Below are 23,692 nucleotides of genomic sequence, written 5' to 3'. Positions count from 1 at the left end.
GTGCAGCTCCTTGGTGCAGCTCCTTGGTGCAGCTCCTTCAGTGCGGTTCCTTCGCAGGGATCTGTTCCTCGTCCGGGGTCCCGCCGATGAAGTTCTCGAACCTGCGCCGCGGCGAGGACCACCGGCGGTCGTGGTGGAAGGCGCGCAGCTTGGCCTTGGCCCGTGCCTTCGGGCGGTTCGCGTAGAACTTCTTCGCGTACGGGGAGCCGGGCCGGGCGAGGCGGATCGCGCCGATCAGCGCGACGAAGGGGATGACCGTGCCGAAGAAGGCGGTGCGCGCCTTGCCCTTCCACAGGGCGATCAGGGCGAGGAAGAAGTTGGTCGCCGTGTTCATGGCGACCAGTCCGCGGTTGTGCCGCTCGTCCTCGGTGAGGTCGTTGACCCCGAACGGCAGGAAACCGCCCAGCACCAGCGCCACGACCGCCGCCGTCAGGACGACGATCTCCACGCTCTTGCGCCCCTGCTCGCTCCAGTAGACGTCGTCCAGGTGCAGGATCAGCGCGAACTCGTCCATCACCAGCCCCGCCCCCAGCCCGAAGATCACGGCTGACAACCCCGCCCCGAAGCTGTGCCTTGCGCTGCCGATCGCTCCGAAGCCGCCGATGATCACGAGGATCACACCGGGGACCACGTGGTGGATGTGCATCCCGCCCGGGGTGACGTTCTTGAAGGGCCCCCGGCCCGCCCGGATCATGCGGGTGATCATGCGGGTGACCAGGAAGGACAGGACGAAGGCGACCAGCGCGAGGAGCAGCGGGAGCTTCCCCGGCTCCACAATGTTGCGATACCACCAGTGACCCATGCCACCACCTCCCGGTTTGGGGCGTTATCGGTAACTTACCGGTCCCGACGAGCGGGTAGCGTTCGCGCCGATGACAGATTCGTACGACGGCCCGCCCCTGACCCCGCCCCCGGACCGGGCCTCCCTGCTCGACGGGGTCCGATTCGCCTTCGGCACGCTCACCGCGCTGCCCGCGCGGATCACCCGCTGGGACCGTCCCGCCGCCCGCACCGGCATGGCCTGCGCCCCGCTCGCCGGGCTCGTCGTGGGCCTCCTCGCCGCCGTGCCCGGGGTGCTCCTGCTGCTGTGCGGCGGCGGTCCGCTGCTCGCCGCGGCCGTCACCGTCGCCGTCCCGGCGGCCCTGACCCGCGCCCTGCACCTGGACGGCCTCGCCGACACGGTGGACGGACTGGGCAGCGCCAAGCCCGCCGACGCCGCGCTGCGCATCATGAAGCAGTCCGACATCGGCCCCTTCGGGGTGGTGGCGCTGGTGTTCGTGCTGCTGGTCCAGGTCGCGGCGCTGGCCGACGTGTACGCCGACAGCTGGAACCGGGGTGCGCTGGCCGCCGTGGCCGCCGCCGTCACCGCGCGCCTCGCCATGACCCTGGCCTCCCGCGACGGGGTTCCCCCGGCCCGCCCCGAGGGGCTGGGCGCGGCGGTCGCCGGAGTCGTCCCGCGCCGGGCGGCCGCCGTGGTCGCCGGACTCGTGGTGGTCCTGTCCGCCGCCGCCGCGCTGCCCCTGGGCCTGCCGGCCGCCGCGCAGCACGCGGTGGCGGTCCTGGCCGCCCTGCTGGCGTCGGAGGCCCTGCTCCGCCGCTGCGTACGCCGCTTCGACGGGGTCACGGGCGATGTCTTCGGAGCCCTGGCCGAGGTCTCGGCGACGACGGCCCTCGTCGTACTGGCCCTGGGCTAGGCCCCCCCGCTGCGCGGGGCGACGTAGGGTCAGGGCGTGGAAACGACCCCGAACCAGGCCCCGACGCCCATCCGGGTGCTCCTCGCCGACGATCAAGCCCTGCTGCGCAGCGCGTTCAAGGTGCTCGTCGACTCCGAGGCCGACATGCGTGTCGTCGGGGAGGCCTCCGACGGGGCGCAGGCCTTCGAGCTGGCCCGCACGGAGCGGCCCGACGTCGTGCTCATGGACATCCGGATGCCCGGCACCGACGGCCTCGCCGCCACCCGGCTGATCAGTGCCGACCCCGAACTGGCCGACGTGCGCGTGGTGATGCTGACGACCTTCGAGGTGGACGAGTACGTGGCGGCGGCCCTGCGGGCGGGCGCCTCCGGGTTCCTCGGCAAGGGCGCCGAGCCCGAGGAGCTGCTCAACGCCATCCGCGTCGCGGCCGCCGGCGACGCACTGCTCTCCCCGGCCGCCACCAAGGGGCTCATCGCCACCTTCCTCGCGCAGGGCGGCGGCGAGGGGGACACCCCCGCCGCGGGCGCCGCCCACGTACAGCGCCTGTCCGCGCTGACCGGACGCGAGCGCGAGGTCCTCGTCCTCGTGGCGGCGGGCCTGTCCAACGACGAGATCGCCCGCCGGCTGGAAGTCAGCCCGCTCACCGTCAAGACCCACGTGAACCGGGCCATGTCCAAACTCGGCGCCCGCGACAGGGCGCAATTGGTGGTCATCGCCTACGAATCGGGACTGGTCCGGCCCAGGGCCGAGTAGGCGCAGCGGGTTGGCAGTGGGTTGGCTGTGGGTTCGCAGCAGTTCGGAGTAGCCCCGTCTACTGCGGACGCGGTATGCCCCGGATAAGGACGGGACCTGGGGGCGACGTCGGCGTGCCCCTGCGCAGGAGAGGCTGAGGGGCCCCGCGCGTGCCCGAAGGCACGGCTCCGTCATGCCTCGTAGACGTCACCGCGTCCCTGCAGAGAGATCCCCATAGCCATGTTCCGGCTGTCCCGCTTCAGCCTCGCCCAAAGGGCGCTGGTCGGCCTCGTGTCGCTCGTCGCGCTCCTCTTCGGCGCCATTGCCATCCCGCAGCTCAAGCAGCAGCTGCTGCCCTCCATCGACCTGCCGATGGTGTCCGTCCTCGCGCCGTACCAGGGCGCCTCGCCCGACGTGGTGGAGAAGCAGGTCGTCGAACCGATCGAAGCCATGCTCAAGGGCGTCGACGGGATCACCGGCATCACCTCCACCGCCAGCGAGGGCAACGCCCTCATCATGGCGACCTTCGACTACGGCGACGACGGCACCAAGCAGCTCGTCGCCGACGTCCAGCAGGCCGTCAACCGGGCCCGCGTACGGCTGCCCGCCGAGGTGGACCCGCAGGTGATCGCCGGTTCCACCGACGACATGCCGACCGTGGTCCTCGCCGTCACCTCCGACAAGGACCAGCAGGCGCTGGCCGACCAGCTGACCCAGTCCGTGGTCCCCGTACTGGAGGACATCGCGGGCGTCGGCCAGGTCACCGTCGACGGGGTCCGGGACCTCCAGGTCACCGTCACCCCCGACGACGCCAAGCTCGCCGCCGCCGGCCTCGACGGCGCGGCCCTGGCCCAGGGCCTCCAGGCGGGCGGCGCCACGATCCCCGCCGGCTCCTTCGACGAGGCGGGCAAGAACCGCACCGTGCGCGTCGGTTCGGGCTACACCTCGCTCGCCCAGCTGGAGGGCCTGCGCCTCACCGCCGGACCGGGCAAGCCCGCCGTCCGCCTCGGCGACGTGGCGAGCGTGAAGCAGGAGCCCGCCAAGGCCGACTCCCTCACCCGCACCAACGGCAAGCCCAGCCTCGCCCTGGTCCTCACCATGGACAAGGACGGCAGCGCCGTCGCCATCTCGGACGCGGTCAAGGACAAGCTGCCCGAGCTCCGCTCCACCCTCGGCTCCGGCGCCGACCTGGCCGTGGTCAGCGACCAGGGCCCGGCCGTCGCCAAGTCCATCTCGGGCCTGACCACCGAGGGCCTGCTCGGCCTGGTCTTCGCGGTCGTCGTGATCCTGGTCTTCCTCGGCTCGCTGCGCTCGACGCTGGTCACCGCGGTCTCCATCCCGCTGTCCGTCGTCCTCGCGCTGATCGTGCTGTGGACCCGCGACCTCTCCCTCAACATGCTGACGCTGGGCGCGCTCACCATCGCCATCGGCCGGGTCGTCGACGACTCGATCGTGGTCCTGGAGAACATCAAGCGCCACCTCGGCTACGGCGAGGAGCGACAGCACGCGATCATCACCGCGGTCAAGGAGGTGGCCGGCGCGGTCACCTCCTCCACGCTCACCACCGTCGCCGTCTTCCTGCCGATCGCCTTCGTCGGCGGCATGGTGGGCCAGTTCTTCGGCCCGTTCTCCATCACCGTCACCGCGGCCCTGATGGCCTCGCTGCTCGTCTCCCTGACGGTCGTCCCGGTGCTCTCGTACTGGTTCCTGCGCGCGCCGAAGGGCGTCAGCGAGGGGGACGCCGCGAGCATCGAGAAGGCCCGCCGCGAGGCCGAGGAGAAGGAGTCCCGCAGCAAGCTCCAGCAGTTCTACGTACGGGCGCTGGGCCTGGTCACCCGCCGCCGGGTCGCCACCCTGATCGTCGCCGTCGTGGTGTTCGTCGCGACGCTGGGCATGACCCCGCTGCTCAAGACGAACTTCTTCGACCAGGGCGAGCAGGAAGTCCTGAGCATCAAGCAGCAGCTCCCGCCCGGCACCTCGCTGGCGGCCGCCGACGAGGCCAGCCGCAAGGTCGAGAAGGTTCTGGACGGGACCGACGGGGTCAAGGACTACCAGGTCACCGTCGGCTCCTCCGGCTTCATGGCCGCCTTCGGCGGCGGTACGGGCTCCAACCAGGCCTCGTACCAGGTCACGCTGGAGAGCTCGGAGAAGACCGAGCCCGCCAAGAAGCACATCGAGACCGCCCTGAAGGGGATCGACGGCATAGGCGAGACCACCATCGCGGCCGGTGACGGCTTCGGCAGCCAGAACCTCAGCGTCGTCGTCAAGGCCGGTGACGGGGCCGTCCTCGCCCAGGCCGCCGAGCAGGTCCGCGCCGAGGTGGCGAAGATCGAGGACGTCACCGACGTCCAGAGCGACCTGTCGCAGTCCGTGCCCCGGATCTCGGTCACCGCCACCCCCAAGGCCGCGGAGTTCGGCCTGAACCAGGCCGCGCTCGGCGCCATCGTCGGCCAGGCCGTACGCGGCAACCCGGCGGGCAAGGCCGTACTGGACGACACCGAGCGGGACATCGTCATCAGGTCCGCGCAGCCGGCCGCCACCCTGGCCCAGCTGCAGGCGCTGCCCGTCGGCCCGGTGAAGCTCGGCGACATCGCCGAGGTCAAGGAGGTCCCCGGCCCCGTCGCGATGACCCGGATCGACGGCGCCCGCGCCGCGACCATCAGCGCGAAGCCGGTCGGCGACAACACCGGCGCCGTCAGCTCGACCCTGCAGTCGAAGATCAAGGCCCTGGACCTGCCCGCGGGCGCCACGGCCACCATCGGCGGCGTCGGACAGGACCAGAGCGAGGCCTTCGGCCAGCTGGGCCTGGCCATGCTCGCGGCCATCGCGATCGTGTTCATGCTGCTCGTCGCGACGTTCCGCTCGCTGGTCCAGCCGCTGATCCTGCTGGTCTCGATCCCCTTCGCGGCGACCGGCGCGCTCGGCCTGCTCCTGGTCACCGGCACCCCGCTCGGCGTCCCGGCGCTGATCGGCATGCTGATGCTCATCGGCATCGTCGTGACCAACGCGATCGTCCTGATCGACCTGGTCAACCAGTACCGGGCCCAGGGCTACGGCGTGATCGAGGCGGTCGTCGAGGGCGGCCGCCACCGTCTGCGCCCGATCCTGATGACGGCACTGGCGACGATCTTCGCGCTGCTCCCGATGGCGCTGGGCGTCACCGGCGAGGGCGGCTTCATCTCGCAGCCGCTCGCGGTGGTCGTCATCGGCGGTCTGATCAGCTCCACGCTGCTGACCCTGCTCCTGGTGCCGACCCTCTACACGATGCTGGAGCTCCGCAAGGAGCGCCGCAGCGCGAAGAAGACGGCCCGCCTGACCGTGGTCCCGGCCCCGTCCGCCCCGGCGCAGGACGAGAGCCCGGTCAAGGTCTGACCCGCGGGGGAACCCGTACAACCCGTACACGCCGAAGGGCCGCCCCTCGCAGGAGGGGCGGCCCTTCGGTCGTCGTGGCTGTGGGACCGGGTTACGGAAGCGCGAGCATCCGCTCCAGGGCGAGCTTGGCGAAGCTCTCGGTCTCCTTGTCGACCTGGATCTGGTTGACGAGGTTGCCCTCGGCCAGGGACTCCAGGGTCCACACCAGGTGGGGGAGGTCGATGCGGTTCATGGTCGAGCAGAAGCAGACCGTCTTGTCGAGGAAGACGACCTCCTTGTCCTCCGAGGCGAAACGGTTCGCCAGGCGCTGGACGAGGTTCAGCTCGGTGCCGATGGCCCACTTGGAGCCGGCCGGGGCCGCCTCCAGCGCCTTGATGATGTACTCGGTGGAGCCGACGTAGTCAGCGGCCGCCACGACCTCGTGCTTGCACTCGGGGTGGACCAGCACGTTCACGCCGGGGATGCGGGCGCGCACGTCGTTGACGGAGTCGACCGAGAAGCGGCCGTGCACCGAGCAGTGGCCGCGCCACAGGATCATCTTGGCGTTCCGCAGCTGCTCGACGGTCAGGCCGCCGTTCGGCTTGTGCGGGTTGTACAGCACGCAGTCGTCGAGGGTCATGCCCATGTCGCGGACGGCGGTGTTGCGGCCCAGGTGCTGGTCCGGGAGGAAGAGCACCTTCTCGCCCTGCTCGAACGCCCACTCCAGGGCCTTCTTCGCGTTGGACGAGGTACAGATCGTGCCGCCGTGCTTGCCGGTGAAGGCCTTGATGTCGGCCGAGGAGTTCATGTACGAGACGGGGACCGTGGCTCCGGCGATACCGGCCTCGGTCAGCACGTCCCAGCACTCCGCAACCTGCTCGGCGGTGGCCATGTCGGCCATCGAACAGCCCGCGGCGAGGTCCGGCAGGACCACCTTCTGGGCGTCCGAGGTGAGGATGTCCGCGGACTCGGCCATGAAGTGGACGCCGCAGAAGACGATGTACTCGGCCTCCGGCCTGGCGGCCGCGTCCTTGGCGAGCTTGAAGGAGTCACCGGTGACGTCGGCGAACTCGATGACCTCGTCACGCTGGTAGTGGTGGCCGAGGATGAAGACCTTGTCCCCGAGCTTCTCCTTGGCGGCGCGGGCGCGCGCCACGAGGTCCGGGTCCGACGGCGAGGGCAGGTCGCCGGGGCACTCCACCCCGCGCTCGCTCTTGGGGTCGGCTTCGCGGCCGAGCAGCAGCAAGGCAAGGGGCGTCGGCTGGACGTCCAAAGGCTGGTTGTCCAAAGGCTGGGCGGTGGTCACGACACGCACCCTTTCTGTTCTGCGACAAGGGACTTCTGAAGCCATCGCTTCGACTTCTCGTCTATTTGACGCTATCTATCATAACTGCTTCATGTCACTTTGACGATGCCGATAGTGTCGATGTGACGCATTCGCCCGCCGGGCACCGGGACCTCGCGGGGATCTCGCGCAGACCTCGCGGGGACCCACCACCGCGCAGCGGTGTGCGAGCATGGAATTTCTGAAAGACGCGTCGGGTCCCGGAATGAATCCGCGGTCCCGCTCGTTGCCACCGACGGCAAGAGTCCGACGTTTCCCCGCTCCCGGCGGGGAGCCGCCCACTTCGGGAGTGAATGCAGATGTCCGTACAGGACGAAAAGACCACCGTGAGCGACGGCATCCTCCTGTCCGACGCCGCCGCCGAAAAGGTCAGGACCCTGCTGGGGCAGGAAGGCCGCGATGACCTGGCGCTGCGCGTCGCCGTCCAGCCCGGTGGCTGCTCGGGCCTGCGCTACCAGCTCTTCTTCGACGAGCGCTCCCTCGACGGCGACGTCGTGAAGGACTTCGACGGTGTGAAGGTCGTCACCGACCGGATGAGCTCCCCGTACCTGCACGGTGCGTCCATCGACTTCGTCGACACCATCGAGAAGCAGGGCTTCACGATCGACAACCCGAACGCCACGGGCTCCTGCGCCTGCGGCGACTCGTTCAACTAAGCCCCGACGGCCCGGCCGGCTCGTAAGGGCCGGCCGAGCTCGCAGGGCACACGAGAGGGGCCCGCCCGCGGACATCCGCGGACGGGCCCCTCTCGCGCGTCCCGGCGCCTGCCGGCGTCCCGGCGCCTACTGGCGGGGGACGGCCTTGCCCGTGGTGGCGTCGATCACCTTGCGGTCGCCGAGCGGCTGCTGGAGCGCACCCGTCACCGTCATCTCCTGCGCCAGCATGATGCAGGCCTGCCCCGGCTTGTTCGGGGTGTCCGTGATCCTCACCATCACCGACTCCGGCTGCTCACGGACCTCCAGGGCGTACGTGCTGCACACCCCGCCCCAGAAGTTCACGGTCAGCGTCCGGTCGGCCGAGGAGTACGAGAAACCGGGCACGGTCTGTCCCTTCGCGGGCGGGTCGACCGGGGTGGGCAGGTCGACCGGGGGAGTCTCCTCGGTCAGCCCCGCCGGCTGGGCCACCGTGTGGCCCGGGCCGCCGCCCTTGCCGGCCACCTCGAACAGCCAGGCCGGCACGAGGCCGCGGGCCCCGTCGACCGTGCCAGGGACCAGCCCGAGCTCGGCGGCCCGCACCGACTCCGTCCGCGGCGGCTTCATCGGCCGGGGCTCCGGGTTGCACGGCAGCGTGTCCGTGGCGCCGTCCGGGGTGTCCGGGGTCAGCGGGACGCTCGTGGCGCAGCCGCTCGGGCCCGGGTCCGTGGCGCCGGAGCCCCGGGACTTGTCGTTCAGCCGGGCCAGCGCGTCCACGGCGCCGATCACCGGCTGCTCGGCGGCCCGCACCGGAACCTTCAGCTCGCCACTGCCCGACACCACCCGGGAGTCCGTCCCGACGCCGATCCTGGTGGACCAGCCCTGCGTGTGCAGGCCGCCGACCACCGGGTCGGCCGTCACCAGGCGTACGGAGCCCTGGGCGATCCGGGCGTCGAGCGCGGCCGAGCCCTGGCCCACGGCCGCCAGCACGGGCGCGGCGGCGGCCTTGGCGGCCTCCTCGGAGACGGGTGTCCCGGCGGTGCCACCGTGCTCCTGACCCAGGTCCTGGGGGAGGGTGGCGGGGCCGCAGGTGTCCTTGCCGCGCACGCAGTCGTCCCCGGTGCCGCCGACCTGGAAGCGGGAGAAGTTCCAGGTCCCGGGAGCCTTGAGGTTCACCGTGAGCCGGGGCCCGGAGCCGTCCGCGCTCTCCCCGGCCTGCCAGGTCTCCCCGGCGAGCCGGGGCGCGCCGGAGATCCCGAGCGCCGCCGCGAGCCGCGCCACCTCGGCGGAGGTCACCTCACCGCTCGCTCGGAAGGCCGGCGCCTTGGCCGGGCCGTCCGGGAGCGGGACATCGGCGGTGTACGTGACCCCGCCGCCGGAGGGGTCGGGCTCGCCGGGGGCGATGCCGGGCCCGGGCGGAGTGGGCAGCGCGCGGGGCGCGGAGGCCGCGCTGTCGCCCGTACGGCCCTCTCCGTGGGCGGTGGACGCCCAGTACGCGGTGCCGCCGCCGGTCAGCAGGACGGCGGCCGCGATCGAACCGACGACCCAGACCGGCCGCCGTCGTGTGGCACGTGACGCACCGGGGGTGCTCAGCGCCTCGGGTGTCTCGGGTGCATCGGGTTGTTCGCTGGTCACCGCATCGCTCCTTTGCCCGTCCCGCATGGGGTGATGCGGGTGTGACGGAACAGACGCGGATCCGGTTCCGCCGGGCCCTGATCAGACGGCCTAATAGCCGTAGACCGCCGTGGAGGCGATGAGCCGGGCCGAGGCCGCCGGGACGCGGATCCCGTTGATCTGGGAGGGGGCAACCCGATCCGGCCGCGGATCCGCGGGAACCGGCCAGTGCGGGGCCATCCGGGCGCAGTCACCCAGCAGCTGCTCGAACTCGGTGCCCGCCGTGAAGCGATCGGTGTAGGTCATGGGGCACGGTAGGCACGGCGCCGCGGGTGAAGAAAGAGCTACTACGGGGTAGTTTCTGCCGGTCGGCCACGGCCCGCCGACCGGGTAGTTTTGAATGTCCCCTTGCCGTCCCTCGCAGGAGCATCCACGCCGTGCGTATCGCAGTCACCGGCTCCATCGCCACCGACCACCTCATGACCTTCCCCGGCCGCTTCGCCGACCAGTTGGTCGCGGACCAGCTGCACACGGTCTCCCTCTCCTTCCTCGTCGACAACCTCGACGTACGGCGCGGCGGCGTCGGCCCGAACATCTGCTTCGGAATGGGGCAGCTCGGCGCCCGGCCGATCCTCGTCGGAGCGGCCGGCTCCGACTTCGACGAGTACCGCGCCTGGCTCGACCGGCACGGCGTCGACACCCAGTCCGTGCGGATCTCCGAGGTCCTGCACACCGCGCGCTTCGTCTGCACGACGGACGCCGACCACAACCAGATCGGCTCCTTCTACACGGGCGCGATGAGCGAGGCCCGCCTGATCGAGCTGAAGTCGGTCGCGGACCGGGTCGGCGGCCTGGACCTCGTCCTGATCGGCGCGGACGACCCCGAGGCGATGCTGCGCCACACGGAGGAGTGCCGCACGCGGGCGATCCCCTTCGCCGCGGACTTCTCGCAGCAGATCGCCCGGATGGACGGCGACAACATCCGCACCCTGATGGAGGGCGCGACGTACCTCTTCTCGAACGAGTACGAGAAGGGCCTCATCGAGGCGAAGTCCGGCTGGACCGACGCGGAGATCCTGGCGAAGGTCGGCACCCGGGTCACCACGCTCGGCTCGAACGGCGTCCGCATCGAGCGGGTCGGCCACGACCCGATCGTGGTCGGCTGCCCGGAGGAGAACGCGAAGGTCGACCCGACGGGTGTCGGCGACGCGTTCCGCGCGGGCTTCCTGACCGGTCTGGGCTGGGGCGTCGGCCTGGAGCGGGCCGCTCAGGTCGGCTGCATGCTGGCCACGCTCGTCATCGAGACCCTGGGCACCCAGGAGTACACCCTGGGCCGGGCCCACTTCATGGAGCGCTTCACGAAGGCCTACGGCGACGAGGCGGCGGCGGAAGTCCAGTCCCACCTCCCGGCGTAGCCCCTCGCGGCGCCCGGCTCCGTCCCCGTCCGTGGGCGGGACCAGGTCCTCAAACGCCGGACGGGCTGGATTTGCCGCGCAGCGGCAAATCCAGCCCCGCCGGCGTTTGAGGCGCGGGGTCCGGGGCGGAGCCCCAGGGGGTCCGGGGCGCAGCCCCGGGGAACGGTGGAAGGGCGGGTAGGGGACAGCCCCGCAGGGCCGCCCCGCCCCCGGGCCGCAGGACGGGTCAGACCGCCCGGCGGACCGTGTACGCAGTACCGAGGGGACGCGGGGCTTCGCCCACGTAGACCTGCCCGCGCATCGCGCACCACGCCGGGATGTCCAGCCGCGCCACCTCGTCGTCCGACAGGACGGTCACCGTGCCACCCACCGGGACCCGGCCGATGGCCCGGGCCAGCTCGATCACCGGCTGCGGACACCGCAGGCCGAGGGTGTCCAGTTCCAGGGACTGCGCCTCCGGATCGGCGGCCACCACCGCTTCCACCACGCCGAGTTGCTCGCGGACCCCCGCCACCAGCCCCGGCAGGACCTCCAGGAAGCCGTTGACCTCCGCCGCCGTCGTACCGGCCGGCAGGGACACCCGTACGTTTCCCTCCGACAGCACCCCCATCGCCCGCAGGACATGGGACGGCGTCAGGGTCGAGCTGGTGCACGAGGAGCCGGAGGAGACGGAGTAGCCCGCCCGGTCCAGCCCGTGGAGCAGGGTCTCCCCGTCCACGTACAGGCAGGAGAAGGTGACCAGGTGCGGGAGCCGGAGGTCGGGATGGCCCACCACCTCCACGTCCGGCACCAGACGGGCAACCCGCCGCCGCAGCCGGTCCACCAGGATCCGCAGGCGGGCCGCCTCCGCGTCCGCCTCGGCGCGCACCGCCCGCAGGGAGGCCGCCGCGGCGACGGCCGCGGGGAGGTTGACGAAGCCGGGGGAGCGCCCCGACTCCCTTTCGTCGGCGGGGCCTTGGGGGGAGAAGCGCACTCCCTTGCGGACCGCCAGCAGGCCGACTCCGGCCGGGCCGCCCCATTTGTGGGCGCTGGCGCACAGCACGGACCAGCCTCCGGGGACCGGCCCCCAGCCCAGCGACTGCGCGGCGTCCACCAGCAGCGGCACCCCGGCGGCGGCGCACACCTCGGCCACCTCCGCCACGGGCTGGACGGTGCCGACCTCGTGGTTGGCCGACTGGAGGCAGGCCAGCGCGGTGGAGGGCCCCAGGAGTTCCGCGTAGGAGGAGGCGGCGACCCGGCCGAACCGGTCCACCGGGACCTCCTCGACCCGCCCGCCGCCCGCCACGTGGACCTCCGCCGCGTGGAGTACGGAACTGTGTTCCACCGCTGATACGACCAGATGCCCGCCGACGCGCCGACGCCCCGCCAGGACACCGGCCATGCCCGAGTGAACCGCGTGCGTCCCCGAAGGAGTGAACACGAGCTCGTCGGGGCGGCAGCCCACCGCCTCCGCCGCCGCCTCCCGCGCCGCGTCCAGCAGCAGCCGGGCCCGCCGCCCTTCGCGGTACAGCCGGGCCGGGTCGGCCCAGCCCTCGTCAAGGGAGGCCTGGAGCGCCTGCCGGGCCACGGGGTGCAGCGGGGCGGCGGACGCGGTGTCGAAGTACGGCATCCGGCCACGCTAACCGCCCGCCACGCCGGCGCCGCGATCGGGCGAGGTCAGGGCCCGTCAGATGTCGCCGGGACCCCGCCATTCGGGGCCCGTTGGGCCGTCCCCCGTACGGCGGATCCATCCCTTCGGGGTCAGTAACGGCGCGTTGGGCACCCTCCCCGCGCGACCCCAAATAGCGTCCAGTAGGGTTTGGTCCGCATAAACATCCAAACCCCTGCCTGCGTCAGGGCCGGCGACCGACCCGAATGCGGCCGCGGCCGGCCGCGCGGGCCGAGACTCTCGGGAAGGCGCTACGTGAGTCCCTACGGCTCCGACCGCTCGCCGCGGCGCCCGATGCGGCGGAAGCTGCTGCAGGCGCTGACTGCGGGCGTGGTCCTGGCGACCGCCACTGGTTGCTCGTATACATGGAAAGACTTCCCCCGCCTCGGATTGCCCACTCCGGTCACTGAAGAGGCGCCTCGCATCCTCTCCCTGTGGCAGGGGTCCTGGGCGGCCGCTCTGATCACCGGCATCCTCGTGTGGGGCCTGATCGTGTGGAGCGTCATCTTCCACCGGCGCAGCCGGACCAAGGTCGAGGTTCCCCCGCAGACCCGGTACAACATGCCCATCGAGGCGCTGTACACCGTGGTCCCGCTCATCATCGTCTCGGTGCTCTTCTACTTCACCGCGCGTGACGAGTCGAAGCTGCTCGCCCTCACCCCGAAGCCGCCGCACACGATCAACGTGATCGGCTACCAGTGGAGCTGGGGCTTCAACTACGTCGAGGACGTCGACGGCGATCCGGCGACTCCGAAGGCGGGCGAGGTTCCCAAGGAACTCGCCGCCATTCCGGACCGCTTCACCAAGGACTTCCCCGCGGGCGCCGAAGGCGTCTACACCAAGGGCGTCCCGAGCGACCGGAACGCGGAGACCGGCAACCCGGGCCCGACGCTCTGGCTGCCGAAGGGTGAGAAGGTCCGCTTCATCCTGTCGTCCAACGACGTCATCCACTCCTTCTGGGTGGTCCCCTTCCTGTTCAAGCAGGACGTCATTCCGGGGCACACCAACGTCTTCGAGGTCACCCCGACCGAAGAGGGCGTCTTCATGGGCAAGTGCGCCGAGCTCTGCGGTGTCGACCACTCCCGAATGCTCTTCAACGTCAAGGTCGTCTCCCCGGAGGCGTACAAGGCGCACCTGAAGGAGCTCGCGGAGAAGGGTCAGACCGGCTTCCTCCCGGCCGGTATCCAGCAGACCGACCCGGCCCGCAATGCTGAGGTGAACAAACTGTGAGCATCCTCAACCAGCCTCAGGGTGCCGAGGCCGACTCGTACGAGAACGAGTTGCCGGTACGGAGCAAGCAGCCGGGCAATGTCGTCGTGAAGTGGTTGACCACTACCGACCACAAGACCATCGGCACGATGTACCTGCTCACGTCGTTCGTGTTCTTCCTCATCGGCGGTCTCCTGGCGCTCGTCATGCGCGCCGAGCTGGCCCGTCCGGGTTCGCAGATCATGTCGAACGAGCAGTTCAACCAGGCGTTCACCATGCATGGCACGATCATGCTGCTGATGTTCGCCACCCCGCTGTTCGCGGGCTTCGCGAACTGGATCATGCCGCTGCAGATCGGCGCGCCCGACGTGGCGTTCCCGCGGCTGAACATGTTCGCGTACTGGCTGTACCTCTTCGGTTCGACCATCGCGGTGGCCGGCTTCGTCACCCCTTCGGGTGCCGCCGACTTCGGCTGGTTCGCCTACTCCCCGCTGTCGGACGCCGTCCGCTCGCCGGGCATCGGCGCCGACATGTGGATCATGGGTCTGGCCTTCTCGGGCTTCGGCACGATCCTCGGTTCGGTCAACTTCATCACCACGATCATCTGCATGCGCGCCCCCGGCATGACCATGTTCCGCATGCCGATCTTCACCTGGAACGTGCTGCTGACCGGTGTTCTGGTCCTGCTCGCCTTCCCGGTGCTGGCCGCCGCGCTCTTCGCGCTGGAGGCCGACCGCAAGTTCGGTTCGCACGTCTTCGACGCCGCGAACGGCGGCGCCCTGCTATGGCAACACCTCTTCTGGTTCTTCGGACACCCAGAGGTGTACATCATCGCGCTGCCGTTCTTCGGAATCGTTTCCGAGATCATTCCGGTCTTCTCGCGCAAGCCGATGTTCGGTTACATCGGCCTGATCGCCGCGACGATCTCGATCGCCGGCCTTTCGGTGACCGTGTGGGCCCACCACATGTACGTCACCGGCGGTGTGCTGCTGCCGTTCTTCTCCTTCATGACGTTCCTCATCGCGGTTCCGACCGGTGTGAAGTTCTTCAACTGGATCGGCACGATGTGGAAGGGCTCGTTGTCCTTCGAGACCCCGATGCTCTGGACGATCGGCTTCCTGGTCACCTTCACCTTCGGTGGCCTGACCGGCGTCATCCTGGCCTCGCCCCCGATGGACTTCCACGTCTCCGACTCGTACTTCGTCGTCGCGCACTTCCACTACGTCGTCTTCGGCACCGTGGTCTTCGCGATGTTCGCGGGCTTCCACTTCTGGTGGCCGAAGTTCACGGGCAAGATGCTGGACGAGCGCCTCGGCAAGATCACCTTCTGGACGCTGTTCATCGGCTTCCACGGCACCTTCCTGGTGCAGCACTGGCTGGGTGCCGAGGGCATGCCGCGTCGTTACGCGGACTACCTCGCGGCGGACGGCTTCACGCTGCTGAACACCATCTCGACGATCAGCTCGTTCCTGCTGGGCCTGTCGATGCTGCCGTTCATGTACAACGTCTGGAAGACGGCGAAGTACGGCAAGAAGGTCGAGGTCGACGACCCGTGGGGCTACGGCCGTTCGCTCGAATGGGCGACGTCTTGCCCGCCGCCGCGGCACAACTTCCTCACCCTGCCGAGGATCCGGTCCGAATCCCCGGCATTCGATCTGCACCACCCCGAGATCGCGGCCCTCGACCACCTTGAGGACCACGCCGTGGCCGCCAAGGCCGTCGCTGGTGGCAAGGAGGCCGGCAAGTGAAGATCCAGGGCAGGATGTTCCTGTGGCTCGCCGCCTTCATCCTCGTCATCACCGTCGTGTACGGCGTGTGGTCCAAGGAGCCGGTCGGCACCACCGCGCTCGCACTGGCCTTCGGCCTGAGCGCCATGATCGGCTACTACCTGGCCTTCACGGCCGCGCGCGTGGACGAGATGGCCCAGGACAACCTGGAGGCCGACGTCGCCGACGAGGCGGGCGAGCTGGGGTTCTTCTCCCCGCACAGCTGGCAGCCGCTCTCGCTGGCCATCGGTGGCGCCTTCGCCTTCATGGGCGTCATCTTCGGCTGGTGGCTGATGTACTTCTCGGCGCCGCTGATCCTGGTCGGTCTGTGGGGCTGGGTGTACGAGTACTACCGCGGCGAGAACCAGAACCAGTAGCCGCACCCGTGTCACCGCCCCCCGGGGCGGCCACAGCGTGAGACCAGGGGCCCGGACACCTCCAATGGAGGAGTCCGGGCCCCTCGTTTGCAGTCACCCCGCGCGCCGTAATTGTCATATCTTCATAGCGTTGGCTTCATGAACCAGTCACCGCGTCTTTGGACGGTTATCGGCTGCTCCCTGCTGGTCGCGTCCCTCGGGGCCGGCGCCACCGCATGCGGGTCGGGCGACGACAACCCGCTGTCCGCCCGCCCCTACGACGCGGGCGACCAAGTCGCCCTCAACCAGTCCTCCGGCAGTCGCCCGGTCGACCCGGACCGGCCCCTGGAAGTCACCGCCAAGAGCGGCGACGGCCGGATCACCGACGTGAGCGCCGTGGACACCCACGGACGGCGCCTGGCGGGCGAGTTGTCCGCCTCGGGCGACCGCTGGCACAGCACCGTCCCGATGGCCGCCGGCGTCCGCTACACCGTCCTCGTGAGCACCGAGGACGAACGCGGCGCCCCCGGGCAGCGCACGCTCACCTTCGACACCACTCCGGCCCAGAAGGTCCTCAAGGTCGAATTCGGCCCGGACGAGGGCAAGTACGGCGTCGGACAGCCCCTCACGGCCGAACTCAACGAACCCGTCAAGGACAAGGCCGCCCGCGCCGTCATCGAGCGGGGCCTGGTCGTCGACGCCCCGGCGGAAGCCGTGGGCGCCTGGCACTGGGTGGACGACAAGAAGCTGCACTACCGGCCCAAGGAGTACTGGCCCGCCAACACCACCGTCTCCGTCCGGAGCAACCTGGAGGGCATCAAGATCTCCGACGACCTGCACGGCGCCGCCTCCAAGCCGTTGAAGCTGGAGATCGGCGACCGCGTCGAGGTCACCACGGACGCCTCCTCGCACTGGCTCACGTTCCGGCGCAACGGAGAAGTGATCAATTCCATCCCGGTGACCACCGGAAAGCCGGGATTCTCCACCCGCAACGGCGTCAAGGTGGTCCTCGGCAAGCAGTACTACGTCCAGATGCGCGGAGACACCGTGGGCATCGGCGGCAGCGAGTACTACAACCTGCCCGTCTACTACGCCACCCGTGTCACCTGGAGCGGTGAATACGTCCACGCCGCGCCGTGGTCCGTCGGCTCCCAGGGCTACGAGAACGTCAGCCACGGCTGCACCGGCATGAGCACCGGCAACGCCGCCTGGTTCTACGAGAACATCACCGAAGGCGACATCGTCCGCGTCATCAACAGCATCGGCGACGACATGGACACCTTCGGCAACGGCTTCGGCGACTGGAACATGGACTGGAAGGACTGGCGCGAGGGCAGCGCCCTCCTCAAGGGCACCCAGGACGGCCGCAGCCCGGTCGACCAGGCCCGCCTGCGCCCGCAGGTGTAACCACCGGGCCAGGAGCGCCGGGAGGGGCCACAGCCGGGGCACGGGTGCCCGTACGGACCGTACGGGCACCCGCGTGGGCCCGGTATGCGCCGGTAAGGGGCTCTGCGGGGCGCACAGACCCCGTTACGCCGCCGGGGAGAGCCGCGCGCGCAGCAGACCTGCCAGGGCCTGCGCGAAGTCCACCGGATCAACCGGAAGGGTGACCGCGGCGTCCGCGCGGCTCCAGGTGGCCAGCCAGGCGTCCTGCGGACGGCCCATCAGGAGCAGTACGGGCGGGCACTGGAAGATCTCGTCCTTGATCTGCCGGCACACCCCCATGCCCCCGGCCGGAACCGCCTCGCCGTCCAGCACGCACACGTCGATGCCGCCCGCGTCCAGTTCCTTCAGGACGGCCGGCAGCGTGGCGCACTCCAGGAACTCCACCGGCGGCAGGTCGGCGGCCGGCCTGCGCCCGGCCGCCAGCCGCACCTGCTCCCGGGTGCCCGCGTCGTCGCTGTAGACCAGAACCCGCGCAGTCGCCCGCATTTCGTTCCTCCACGTGTCCCGTGAATCACGTTGATGTTGCGCGGGATGCTACTCCGTCCGACCCGGTGTCAACATCGGTTCGCACAGGCTGCTGATCAGACCTCCGAGGGGCGATCTGATGGGCCGTTCGGGCCTTGCACACGCCCCGGACACTCCGAACGGCACCCCCCGGGGTGAGGGCGGGATAAGGGACCGACATAATGTCGGTCGTGGCGACAGCAACGACAGTAGATACCGGGCACGCGCACCCGACGGTCAACAGGCCGAACCTCGTCAGCGTGGGAACCATCATCTGGTTGAGTTCCGAGCTGATGTTCTTCGCGGCCCTCTTCGCGATGTACTTCACCCTGCGATCCGTGACAGGCACCGAGTACTGGACAGAACAGGCTTCGGCCTTGAATCTGCCCTTCTCGGCGACGAACACGACGATCCTGGTGCTTTCCTCGCTCACCTGCCAGCTCGGCGTATTCGCCGCCGAGCGCGGTGACGTGAAGAAGCTCAGGACGTGGTTCATCATCACGTTCGTCATGGGTGCGATCTTCATTGGCGGCCAGGTGTTCGAGTACACCGAGCTGGTCAAGCACGAGGGCATGAGCCTCTCGTCCGGTCCGTACGGCTCGGTCTTCTACCTGACCACCGGCTTCCACGGTCTGCACGTGACGGGCGGTCTCATCGCCTTCCTGCTGGTCCTCGGCCGGACGTACGCGGCCAAGAGGTTCACCCACGAACAGGCCACGTCGGCCATCGTCGTGTCCTACTACTGGCACTTCGTCGATGTCGTCTGGATCGGCCTCTTCGCAACGATCTACCTGATCAAGTAGCGAACACGTCGCCGGGCCCGCCCCGGCACTCCATCCAGACACACCGACGCAGAAGATCCTGACACCGGGGTAATCCGTGAAAAAGCTCTCCGCACGACGACGCCATCCCCTGGCGGCGGTCGTCGTTCTACTCTTCGCGCTGGCGGTTACCGGGGGGCTGTACTCCGCCTTCGCGCCCGCGGGCAATGCGAAGGCCGACGAAACCGTCCAGTCCCTCGCCATCGAGGAGGGCCAGAAGCTCTACGCCGTCGGCTGCGCAAGCTGCCACGGAACCGGCGGTCAGGGTTCCTCTGACGGCCCCAGCCTGGTTGGCGTCGGCTCCGCTGCCGTCGACTTCCAGGTGATGACGGGCCGTATGCCCGCCCAGCAGCCCGGCGCCCAGGTGCCGAAGAAGCCCGTCATCTACACCCAGGCGCAGGCCGACCAGCTCGCCGCGTACATCGCGTCCCTCGGAGCCGGCCCGATCGTGCCGACCGAGAGGCAGTACGACCCGGCGGGTGCCGACATCGCGAAGGGTGGCGAGCTGTTCCGCAACAACTGCGCGCAGTGCCACAACTTCACGGGCGAGGGCGGCGCACTGACGAACGGCAAGTACGCCCCCAACCTTGAGGGTGTCGAGCCGAAGCACGTCTACGAGGCCATGCTCACCGGCCCGCAGAACATGCCCTCCTTCCCCGACACGACCATGCCGGAGAAGCAGAAGAAGGACATCATCGCGTACATCCAGCACGTCAACGGCGATAAGTCGACCAGCCCCGGTGGCCTCAAGCTCGGTGGCCTCGGCCCCGTCTCCGAGGGTCTCTTCGGCTGGATCTTCGGACTGGGTGCGCTGATCGCTGTCGCCGTCTGGGTCGCGGCCCACACCGCTAAGGCCAAGAAGTCATGAGTAGCCAAGACATTCCCGAAGAGAAGCACCTGCCGAGCGAGCAGGGCGACGCGCACCACGGTGCCGTGACAGTGGCGGACGACCCGTTCGCCGACCCCGGTCTGCCGGTCCACCGGCCGCGGATCCAGGACATCGACGAGCGGGCCGCGAAGCGCTCCGAGCGCACGGTGGCCTTCCTGTTCACGCTGTCGATGCTGGCGACGATCGGCTTCATCGCCTCGTTCGTGATCCTGCCGGTCGACAAGATCGTCTACATCTTCCCCATCGGGAAGGTGAGCGCTCTCAACTTCGCCCTGGGCGTGACCCTCGGCGTGGCCCTCTTCGCCATCGGCGCGGGCGCGGTCCACTGGGCCCGCACCCTGATGTCCGACGTGGAGGTCGCCGCCGAGCGCCACGAGATCGCGGCCCCGGCCGAGGTCAAGGCGCAGGTCCTGCAGGACTTCGCGGACGGCGCGCGCGAGTCGGCCATCGGCCGCCGCCCGCTCATCCGCAACACGATGTTCGGTGCGCTGGCCCTGCTGCCGCTCTCCGCCGTCGTGATCCTGCGCGACCTGGGCCCGCTGCCCGAGGACAAGCTGCGCAAGACCATCTGGGCGCGGGGCAAGATGCTCATCAACCAGAACACGATGGAGCCGCTCCGTCCCGAGGACATCGTGGTCGGCTCGCTGACCTTCGCCATGCCGGAAGGCCTGGAGGAGGACGCGCACGACTTCCAGACGCAGATCGCCAAGGCCGCCCTGATGATCGTCCGCATCCAGCCGGAAGACATCAAGGACAAGAAGGAACTGGAGTGGTCCCACGACGGGATCGTGGCCTACTCCAAGATCTGCACCCACGTCGGCTGCCCGATCAGCCTGTACGAGCAGCAGTCGCACCACGTGCTCTGCCCGTGCCACCAGTCCACCTTCGACCTCTCCGACGGCGCCCGAGTCATCTTCGGCCCGGCTGGTCACGCGCTCCCGCAGCTGCGGATCGGCGTCAATGACGAAGGTTTCCTCGAGGCGCTCGGCGACTTCGAAGAGCCCGTCGGTCCCTCATTCTGGGAGCGCGGATGAGCACTGCCACTCAAACCAAAGAGCGCAAGGCTCCGGCCGGCGAGCGCGTAGCCGACTGGGCCGACGGCCGGCTGGGCATCTACAGCCTCGCCAAGGCCAACATGCGCAAGATCTTCCCGGACCACTGGTCCTTCATGCTGGGCGAGATCTGCCTCTACAGCTTCATCATCCTCATCCTCACGGGTGTGTACCTGACGCTGTTCTTCCACCCGAGCATGAACGAAGTGCACTACGACGGTTCGTACATCCCCATGCAGGGTGTCGCGATGTCGGAGGCCTTCAAGTCGACCCTGGAAATCAGCTTCGACGTCCGTGGCGGTCTGCTCATCCGGCAGATCCACCACTGGTCGGCGCTGATCTTCATCGCGGCGATGCTCGTGCACATGATGCGCGTGTTCTTCACCGGCGCGTTCCGCAAGCCGCGTGAGGTCAACTGGGTCTTCGGCTTCCTGCTGCTGGTCCTCGGCATGTTCACCGGTTTCACCGGTTACTCCCTGCCGGACGACCTGCTCTCGGGCACCGGTGTCCGCTTCATGGAAGGCGCGATGCTGTCCGTGCCGATCGTGGGCACGTACCTGTCGTTCTTCTTCTTCGGTGGGGAGTTCCCCGGCGGCGACTTCGTGGGCCGGCTCTACTCGGTGCACATCCTGCTGCTGCCCGGCATCATGATGGGCCTGCTGGTGGCCCACCTGATCCTGGTCTTCTACCACAAGCACACCCAGTTCGCGGGCCCCGGCAAGACGGAGAAGAACGTCGTCGGCATGCCGCTGCTCCCGGTCTACATGGCCAAGGCCGGAGGCTTCTTCTTCCTGGTCTTCGGTGTCATCGCGCTGATCGCGGGCATCGCCTCGATCAACCCGATCTGGGCGCTCGGCCCGTACCGCCCGGACCACGTGTCCACCGGTGCGCAGCCCGACTGGTACATGGGCTTCTCCGAGGGCCTGATCCGTGCCATGCCCGGCTGGGAGATCAACCTGTGGGGCCACACCCTGGCCCTGGGCGTGTTCATTCCGTTCACGATCTTCCCGCTGGTCCTGGCGACCATCGCGGTCTACCCGTTCATCGAGTCCTGGGTCACCGGGGACAAGCGCGAGCACCACATCCTGGACCGCCCGCGCAACGCCCCGACCCGTACGGGCTTCGGTGTGGCATGGCTGACGTGGTACGTCATCCTGCTGATCGCCGGTGGAAACGACATGTTCGCGCAGTACTTCCACCTGTCGATCAACTCGATCACCTGGTTCGCCCGCATCGGGTTCTTCGTCGGTCCGGTCATCGCGTTCATCATCACCAAGCGGATCTGCCTCGGCCTCCAGCGCCGGGACCGGGACAAGGTGCTGCACGGTCGCGAGACCGGCATCATCAAGCGCCTGCCGCACGGTGAGTTCGTCGAGGTCCACGAGCCGCTCTCGCAGGGCAAGCTGCACACGCTCACCTCGTACGAGCAGTACGAGCCCGCCGAGATCGGCCCCACGGTCGACGAGAACGGTGTCGAGCGCAAGGTGAAGATGCTGGAGAAGCTCCGCGCCAAGCTCAGCAAGGGCTACTACGGGGAGAACAACCAGATCCCGAAGCCCACGGTCGAGGAGTACAAGGAGATCCAGAACGGCCACGGCCACCACTGATCTCCCGCATCACGGCTTCACGGCTTCAGAGCTTCACGATTCACGCAGTACGCATGACGCATGACTGCTTGAGGGACTGATTTCGGTCAGTCCTGGTGTCGCCACGGCGAGAGCCCCGTCCAGTGTCTGGACGGGGCTCTTTGCCGTCCCCGGGGCTGGATAGGCTGAAGCCCTTCCCCATTCGACGTGGAATCCTCGACGAGCAGCAGGAGCGGACCATGAACCTGGTGACCCCGGCAGGCGGCGACAGCGCGGCGGCCCGCGGTTGGCCGGGCGTTCTGGAGGCCCTGCTGACCGGCCGTGACCTCGGCGCCGACGACACGGCCTGGGCCATGGACCGGATCATGCGCGGGGAGGCCACCGACGCCCAGATCGCCGGCTTCGCGGTCGCGCTGCGGGCCAAGGGGGAGACCGTCTCCGAGATCAACGGCCTGGTCCGCGCCATGTACGAACACGCCAACCTGATCGAGGTGCCCGGCCGGACGGTGGACATCGTCGGCACCGGGGGCGACGGGGCCAAGACGGTCAACATCTCCACGATGTCGGCCATCGTGGTGGCCGGTACGGGCGCCAAGGTGGTCAAGCACGGCAACCGGGCCTCGTCCTCCGCGAGCGGCTCCTCGGACGTCCTGGAGAAGCTGGGCGTCAACCTCGACCTCACCCCCGCGCGGGTGGTGGAGGTGGCCGAGGAAGCCGGGATCACCTTCTGCTTCGCGGTCAAGTTCCACCCCGCGCTGCGGCACGTGGCGGCGGCCCGCCGGGAGCTCGGCATCCGGACCACCTTCAACTTCCTCGGCCCGCTGACCAACCCGGCGAGGGTCCGGGCGCAGGCCACCGGCGTGGCCGACGCGCGGGTGGCCCCGATCGTCGCGGGCGTCCTGGCGGAGCGGGGCTCCTCGGCGCTGGTCTTCCGCGGTGACGACGGGCTCGACGAGCTCACCACCACGGCGACCTCCCGGGTCTGGTGGGTCCGCGACGGCGAGGTCAGGGAGCAGGGCTTCGACCCGCGCGACATCGGCATCCCGCTGGTGGACGTCTCCGCGCTGGCCGGCGCGGACGCCTCGTTCAACGCGGACGTCGCCCGCCGCCTGCTGGCCGGCGAGACCGGCCCGGTCCGCGACGCGGTGCTCCTGAACTCGGCGGCGGCCCTGGTCGCGCTGGACCCGGGCCCGGGCACCCTGGAGGAGCAGCTCGCCGCCGGTGTCCTCCGGGCGGCGGAGTCGGTGGACTCGGGCGCGGCCCGGGCCGCGCTGGCCCGCTGGGTGGCGGCGAGCAACGCGTAGCCGCTACGGCGTCTGGCCGATCCGACGGGATCCGGCCAAGATCCAGCACTGACCCCGGTCCGCCATGTGGACCGGGGTCTTGCGTTCGGAAGATCGTGTGGCAGGATGCTCCTCAGGTCACGAGTGACAGCGTTTAGGCCCCGGCTTGCTGTCCGGCAACCCTCCTTCCGTGGCGGGGTGCCCCGGGTGATGACCAGGCCGTAGGCAGTGAGGTCTACGGCAAGCGCGGATCCCTCACACCTCCTATTGGGGTGTCGGGCCAGGGATCCTGGTCTTCTGAGGAGCGTTTTCCGTGAGCAAGCGAATGCGATAGGGCGACTCCGCCCCT

General features: G+C 69.5%; 20 protein-coding genes and 1 riboswitch. Of the genes, 14 read left to right on the top strand and 6 right to left on the bottom strand.

Annotation, left to right across the window (positions count from 1 at the left end; translation table 11 throughout):
- Positions 1–37: 37 nt before the first annotated feature.
- Entirely contained in the window at positions 38–802 is a 765-nt protein-coding gene (locus AC3IYI_RS10775) for a hypothetical protein (RefSeq protein ID WP_489409966.1), read from the bottom strand.
- 70 nt (positions 803–872) lie between these two features.
- Here AC3IYI_RS10775 and AC3IYI_RS10770 point away from each other — a divergent pair, with 70 nt between their 5' ends.
- The 3 genes from AC3IYI_RS10770 to AC3IYI_RS10760 all read left to right on the top strand — a co-directional run bounded on the left by AC3IYI_RS10770 (position 873) and on the right by AC3IYI_RS10760 (position 5,798).
- Entirely contained in the window at positions 873–1,694 is an 822-nt protein-coding gene (locus tag AC3IYI_RS10770) for an adenosylcobinamide-GDP ribazoletransferase (RefSeq protein WP_489409965.1), read from the top strand.
- Positions 1,695–1,730: 36 nt separating this feature from the next.
- Entirely contained in the window at positions 1,731–2,447 is a 717-nt protein-coding gene (locus AC3IYI_RS10765; protein ID WP_489409964.1) for a response regulator, read from the top strand.
- A gap of 219 nt (positions 2,448–2,666) precedes the next feature.
- Positions 2,667–5,798 (top strand): efflux RND transporter permease subunit, encoded by a 3,132-nt coding sequence (locus tag AC3IYI_RS10760; protein WP_489409963.1) that lies wholly within the window; start codon positions 2,667–2,669, stop codon positions 5,796–5,798.
- 91 nt (positions 5,799–5,889) lie between these two features.
- Here AC3IYI_RS10760 and nadA read toward each other — a convergent pair whose 3' ends face one another.
- Positions 5,890–7,092: a quinolinate synthase NadA gene (nadA, locus tag AC3IYI_RS10755; RefSeq protein ID WP_489409962.1), complete on the bottom strand. Its 1,203-nt coding sequence runs from the start codon at positions 7,090–7,092 to the stop codon at positions 5,890–5,892.
- A 329-nt stretch (positions 7,093–7,421) separates the two neighbouring features.
- Between nadA and AC3IYI_RS10750 the strand changes: the two genes are divergently transcribed.
- Positions 7,422–7,778, top strand: coding sequence for a HesB/IscA family protein (locus tag AC3IYI_RS10750; RefSeq protein ID WP_489409961.1), 357 nt, complete (start codon positions 7,422–7,424; stop codon positions 7,776–7,778).
- A 126-nt stretch (positions 7,779–7,904) separates the two neighbouring features.
- On the opposite strand, the gene AC3IYI_RS10745 is transcribed toward AC3IYI_RS10750, so the two are convergent.
- Complete coding sequence (locus AC3IYI_RS10745; protein WP_489409960.1) at positions 7,905–9,389, bottom strand: hypothetical protein; 1,485 nt, start codon at positions 9,387–9,389, stop codon at positions 7,905–7,907.
- 90 nt (positions 9,390–9,479) lie between these two features.
- Positions 9,480–9,674 carry a hypothetical protein gene (locus tag AC3IYI_RS10740; protein ID WP_489409959.1) on the bottom strand — a complete coding sequence of 65 codons (195 nt, stop codon included), beginning with the start codon at positions 9,672–9,674 and terminating at the stop codon, positions 9,480–9,482.
- Positions 9,675–9,805: 131 nt separating this feature from the next.
- Here AC3IYI_RS10740 and AC3IYI_RS10735 point away from each other — a divergent pair, with 131 nt between their 5' ends.
- Positions 9,806–10,783, top strand: a complete 978-nt coding sequence (locus tag AC3IYI_RS10735; RefSeq protein ID WP_489409958.1) for a carbohydrate kinase family protein — start codon at positions 9,806–9,808, stop codon at positions 10,781–10,783.
- A gap of 226 nt (positions 10,784–11,009) precedes the next feature.
- Here the strand turns inward: AC3IYI_RS10735 and AC3IYI_RS10730 are convergent, their stop codons facing one another.
- On the bottom strand, positions 11,010–12,392 hold the full coding sequence (locus tag AC3IYI_RS10730; protein ID WP_489409957.1) for a cysteine desulfurase/sulfurtransferase TusA family protein: 1,383 nt from the start codon (positions 12,390–12,392) through the stop codon (positions 11,010–11,012).
- 294 nt (positions 12,393–12,686) lie between these two features.
- On the opposite strand from AC3IYI_RS10730, the gene ctaC reads away from it, so the two are divergent.
- The 4 genes from ctaC to AC3IYI_RS10710 all read left to right on the top strand — a co-directional run bounded on the left by ctaC (position 12,687) and on the right by AC3IYI_RS10710 (position 17,169).
- Entirely contained in the window at positions 12,687–13,661 is a 975-nt protein-coding gene (gene ctaC, locus AC3IYI_RS10725; protein WP_489409956.1) for an aa3-type cytochrome oxidase subunit II, read from the top strand.
- Positions 13,658–15,388, top strand: coding sequence for an aa3-type cytochrome oxidase subunit I (gene ctaD, locus AC3IYI_RS10720; RefSeq protein WP_489409955.1), 1,731 nt, complete (start codon positions 13,658–13,660; stop codon positions 15,386–15,388). The genes ctaC and ctaD overlap by 4 nt, the downstream gene beginning before the upstream one ends.
- Complete coding sequence (locus tag AC3IYI_RS10715; protein WP_489409954.1) at positions 15,385–15,783, top strand: cytochrome c oxidase subunit 4; 399 nt, start codon at positions 15,385–15,387, stop codon at positions 15,781–15,783. The genes ctaD and AC3IYI_RS10715 overlap by 4 nt, the downstream gene beginning before the upstream one ends.
- A 138-nt stretch (positions 15,784–15,921) precedes the next feature.
- Positions 15,922–17,169, top strand: a complete 1,248-nt coding sequence (locus AC3IYI_RS10710) for a L,D-transpeptidase (protein ID WP_489409953.1) — start codon at positions 15,922–15,924, stop codon at positions 17,167–17,169.
- A gap of 123 nt (positions 17,170–17,292) precedes the next feature.
- Here AC3IYI_RS10710 and AC3IYI_RS10705 read toward each other — a convergent pair whose 3' ends face one another.
- The gene (locus tag AC3IYI_RS10705) at positions 17,293–17,694 is read right to left on the bottom strand and encodes a DNA-binding transcriptional response regulator (RefSeq protein ID WP_250742508.1); all 402 of its coding nucleotides are present in this window, start codon (positions 17,692–17,694) and stop codon (positions 17,293–17,295) included.
- Between the two features lie 200 nt (positions 17,695–17,894).
- Here AC3IYI_RS10705 and ctaE point away from each other — a divergent pair, with 200 nt between their 5' ends.
- The 5 genes from ctaE (at position 17,895) to trpD (ending at position 23,364) form a co-directional block, all read left to right on the top strand.
- Positions 17,895–18,515: an aa3-type cytochrome oxidase subunit III gene (gene ctaE, locus AC3IYI_RS10700; protein ID WP_179172919.1), complete on the top strand. Its 621-nt coding sequence runs from the start codon at positions 17,895–17,897 to the stop codon at positions 18,513–18,515.
- A gap of 76 nt (positions 18,516–18,591) precedes the next feature.
- Positions 18,592–19,401 carry a cytochrome bc1 complex diheme cytochrome c subunit gene (gene qcrC, locus AC3IYI_RS10695; protein WP_489409952.1) on the top strand — a complete coding sequence of 270 codons (810 nt, stop codon included), beginning with the start codon at positions 18,592–18,594 and terminating at the stop codon, positions 19,399–19,401.
- The gene (gene qcrA, locus AC3IYI_RS10690; protein WP_489409951.1) at positions 19,398–20,456 is read left to right on the top strand and encodes a cytochrome bc1 complex Rieske iron-sulfur subunit; all 1,059 of its coding nucleotides are present in this window, start codon (positions 19,398–19,400) and stop codon (positions 20,454–20,456) included. Before qcrC ends, qcrA begins: the two co-directional genes overlap by 4 nt.
- A complete protein-coding gene (gene qcrB / locus AC3IYI_RS10685) occupies positions 20,453–22,081 on the top strand; it encodes a cytochrome bc1 complex cytochrome b subunit (protein WP_489409950.1) in 1,629 nt (542 codons plus the stop codon). The genes qcrA and qcrB overlap by 4 nt, the downstream gene beginning before the upstream one ends.
- 218 nt (positions 22,082–22,299) lie before the next feature.
- Positions 22,300–23,364 (top strand): anthranilate phosphoribosyltransferase, encoded by a 1,065-nt coding sequence (trpD, locus tag AC3IYI_RS10680; RefSeq protein WP_489409949.1) that lies wholly within the window; start codon positions 22,300–22,302, stop codon positions 23,362–23,364.
- Between the two features lie 115 nt (positions 23,365–23,479).
- A riboswitch (SAM riboswitch) is annotated at positions 23,480–23,596 on the top strand.
- Positions 23,597–23,692: the final 96 nt, after the last annotated feature.

Source organism: Streptomyces sp. GL_148, from assembly GCF_057834205.1.
This window is presented reverse-complemented; position numbering and strand designations above follow the sequence as displayed.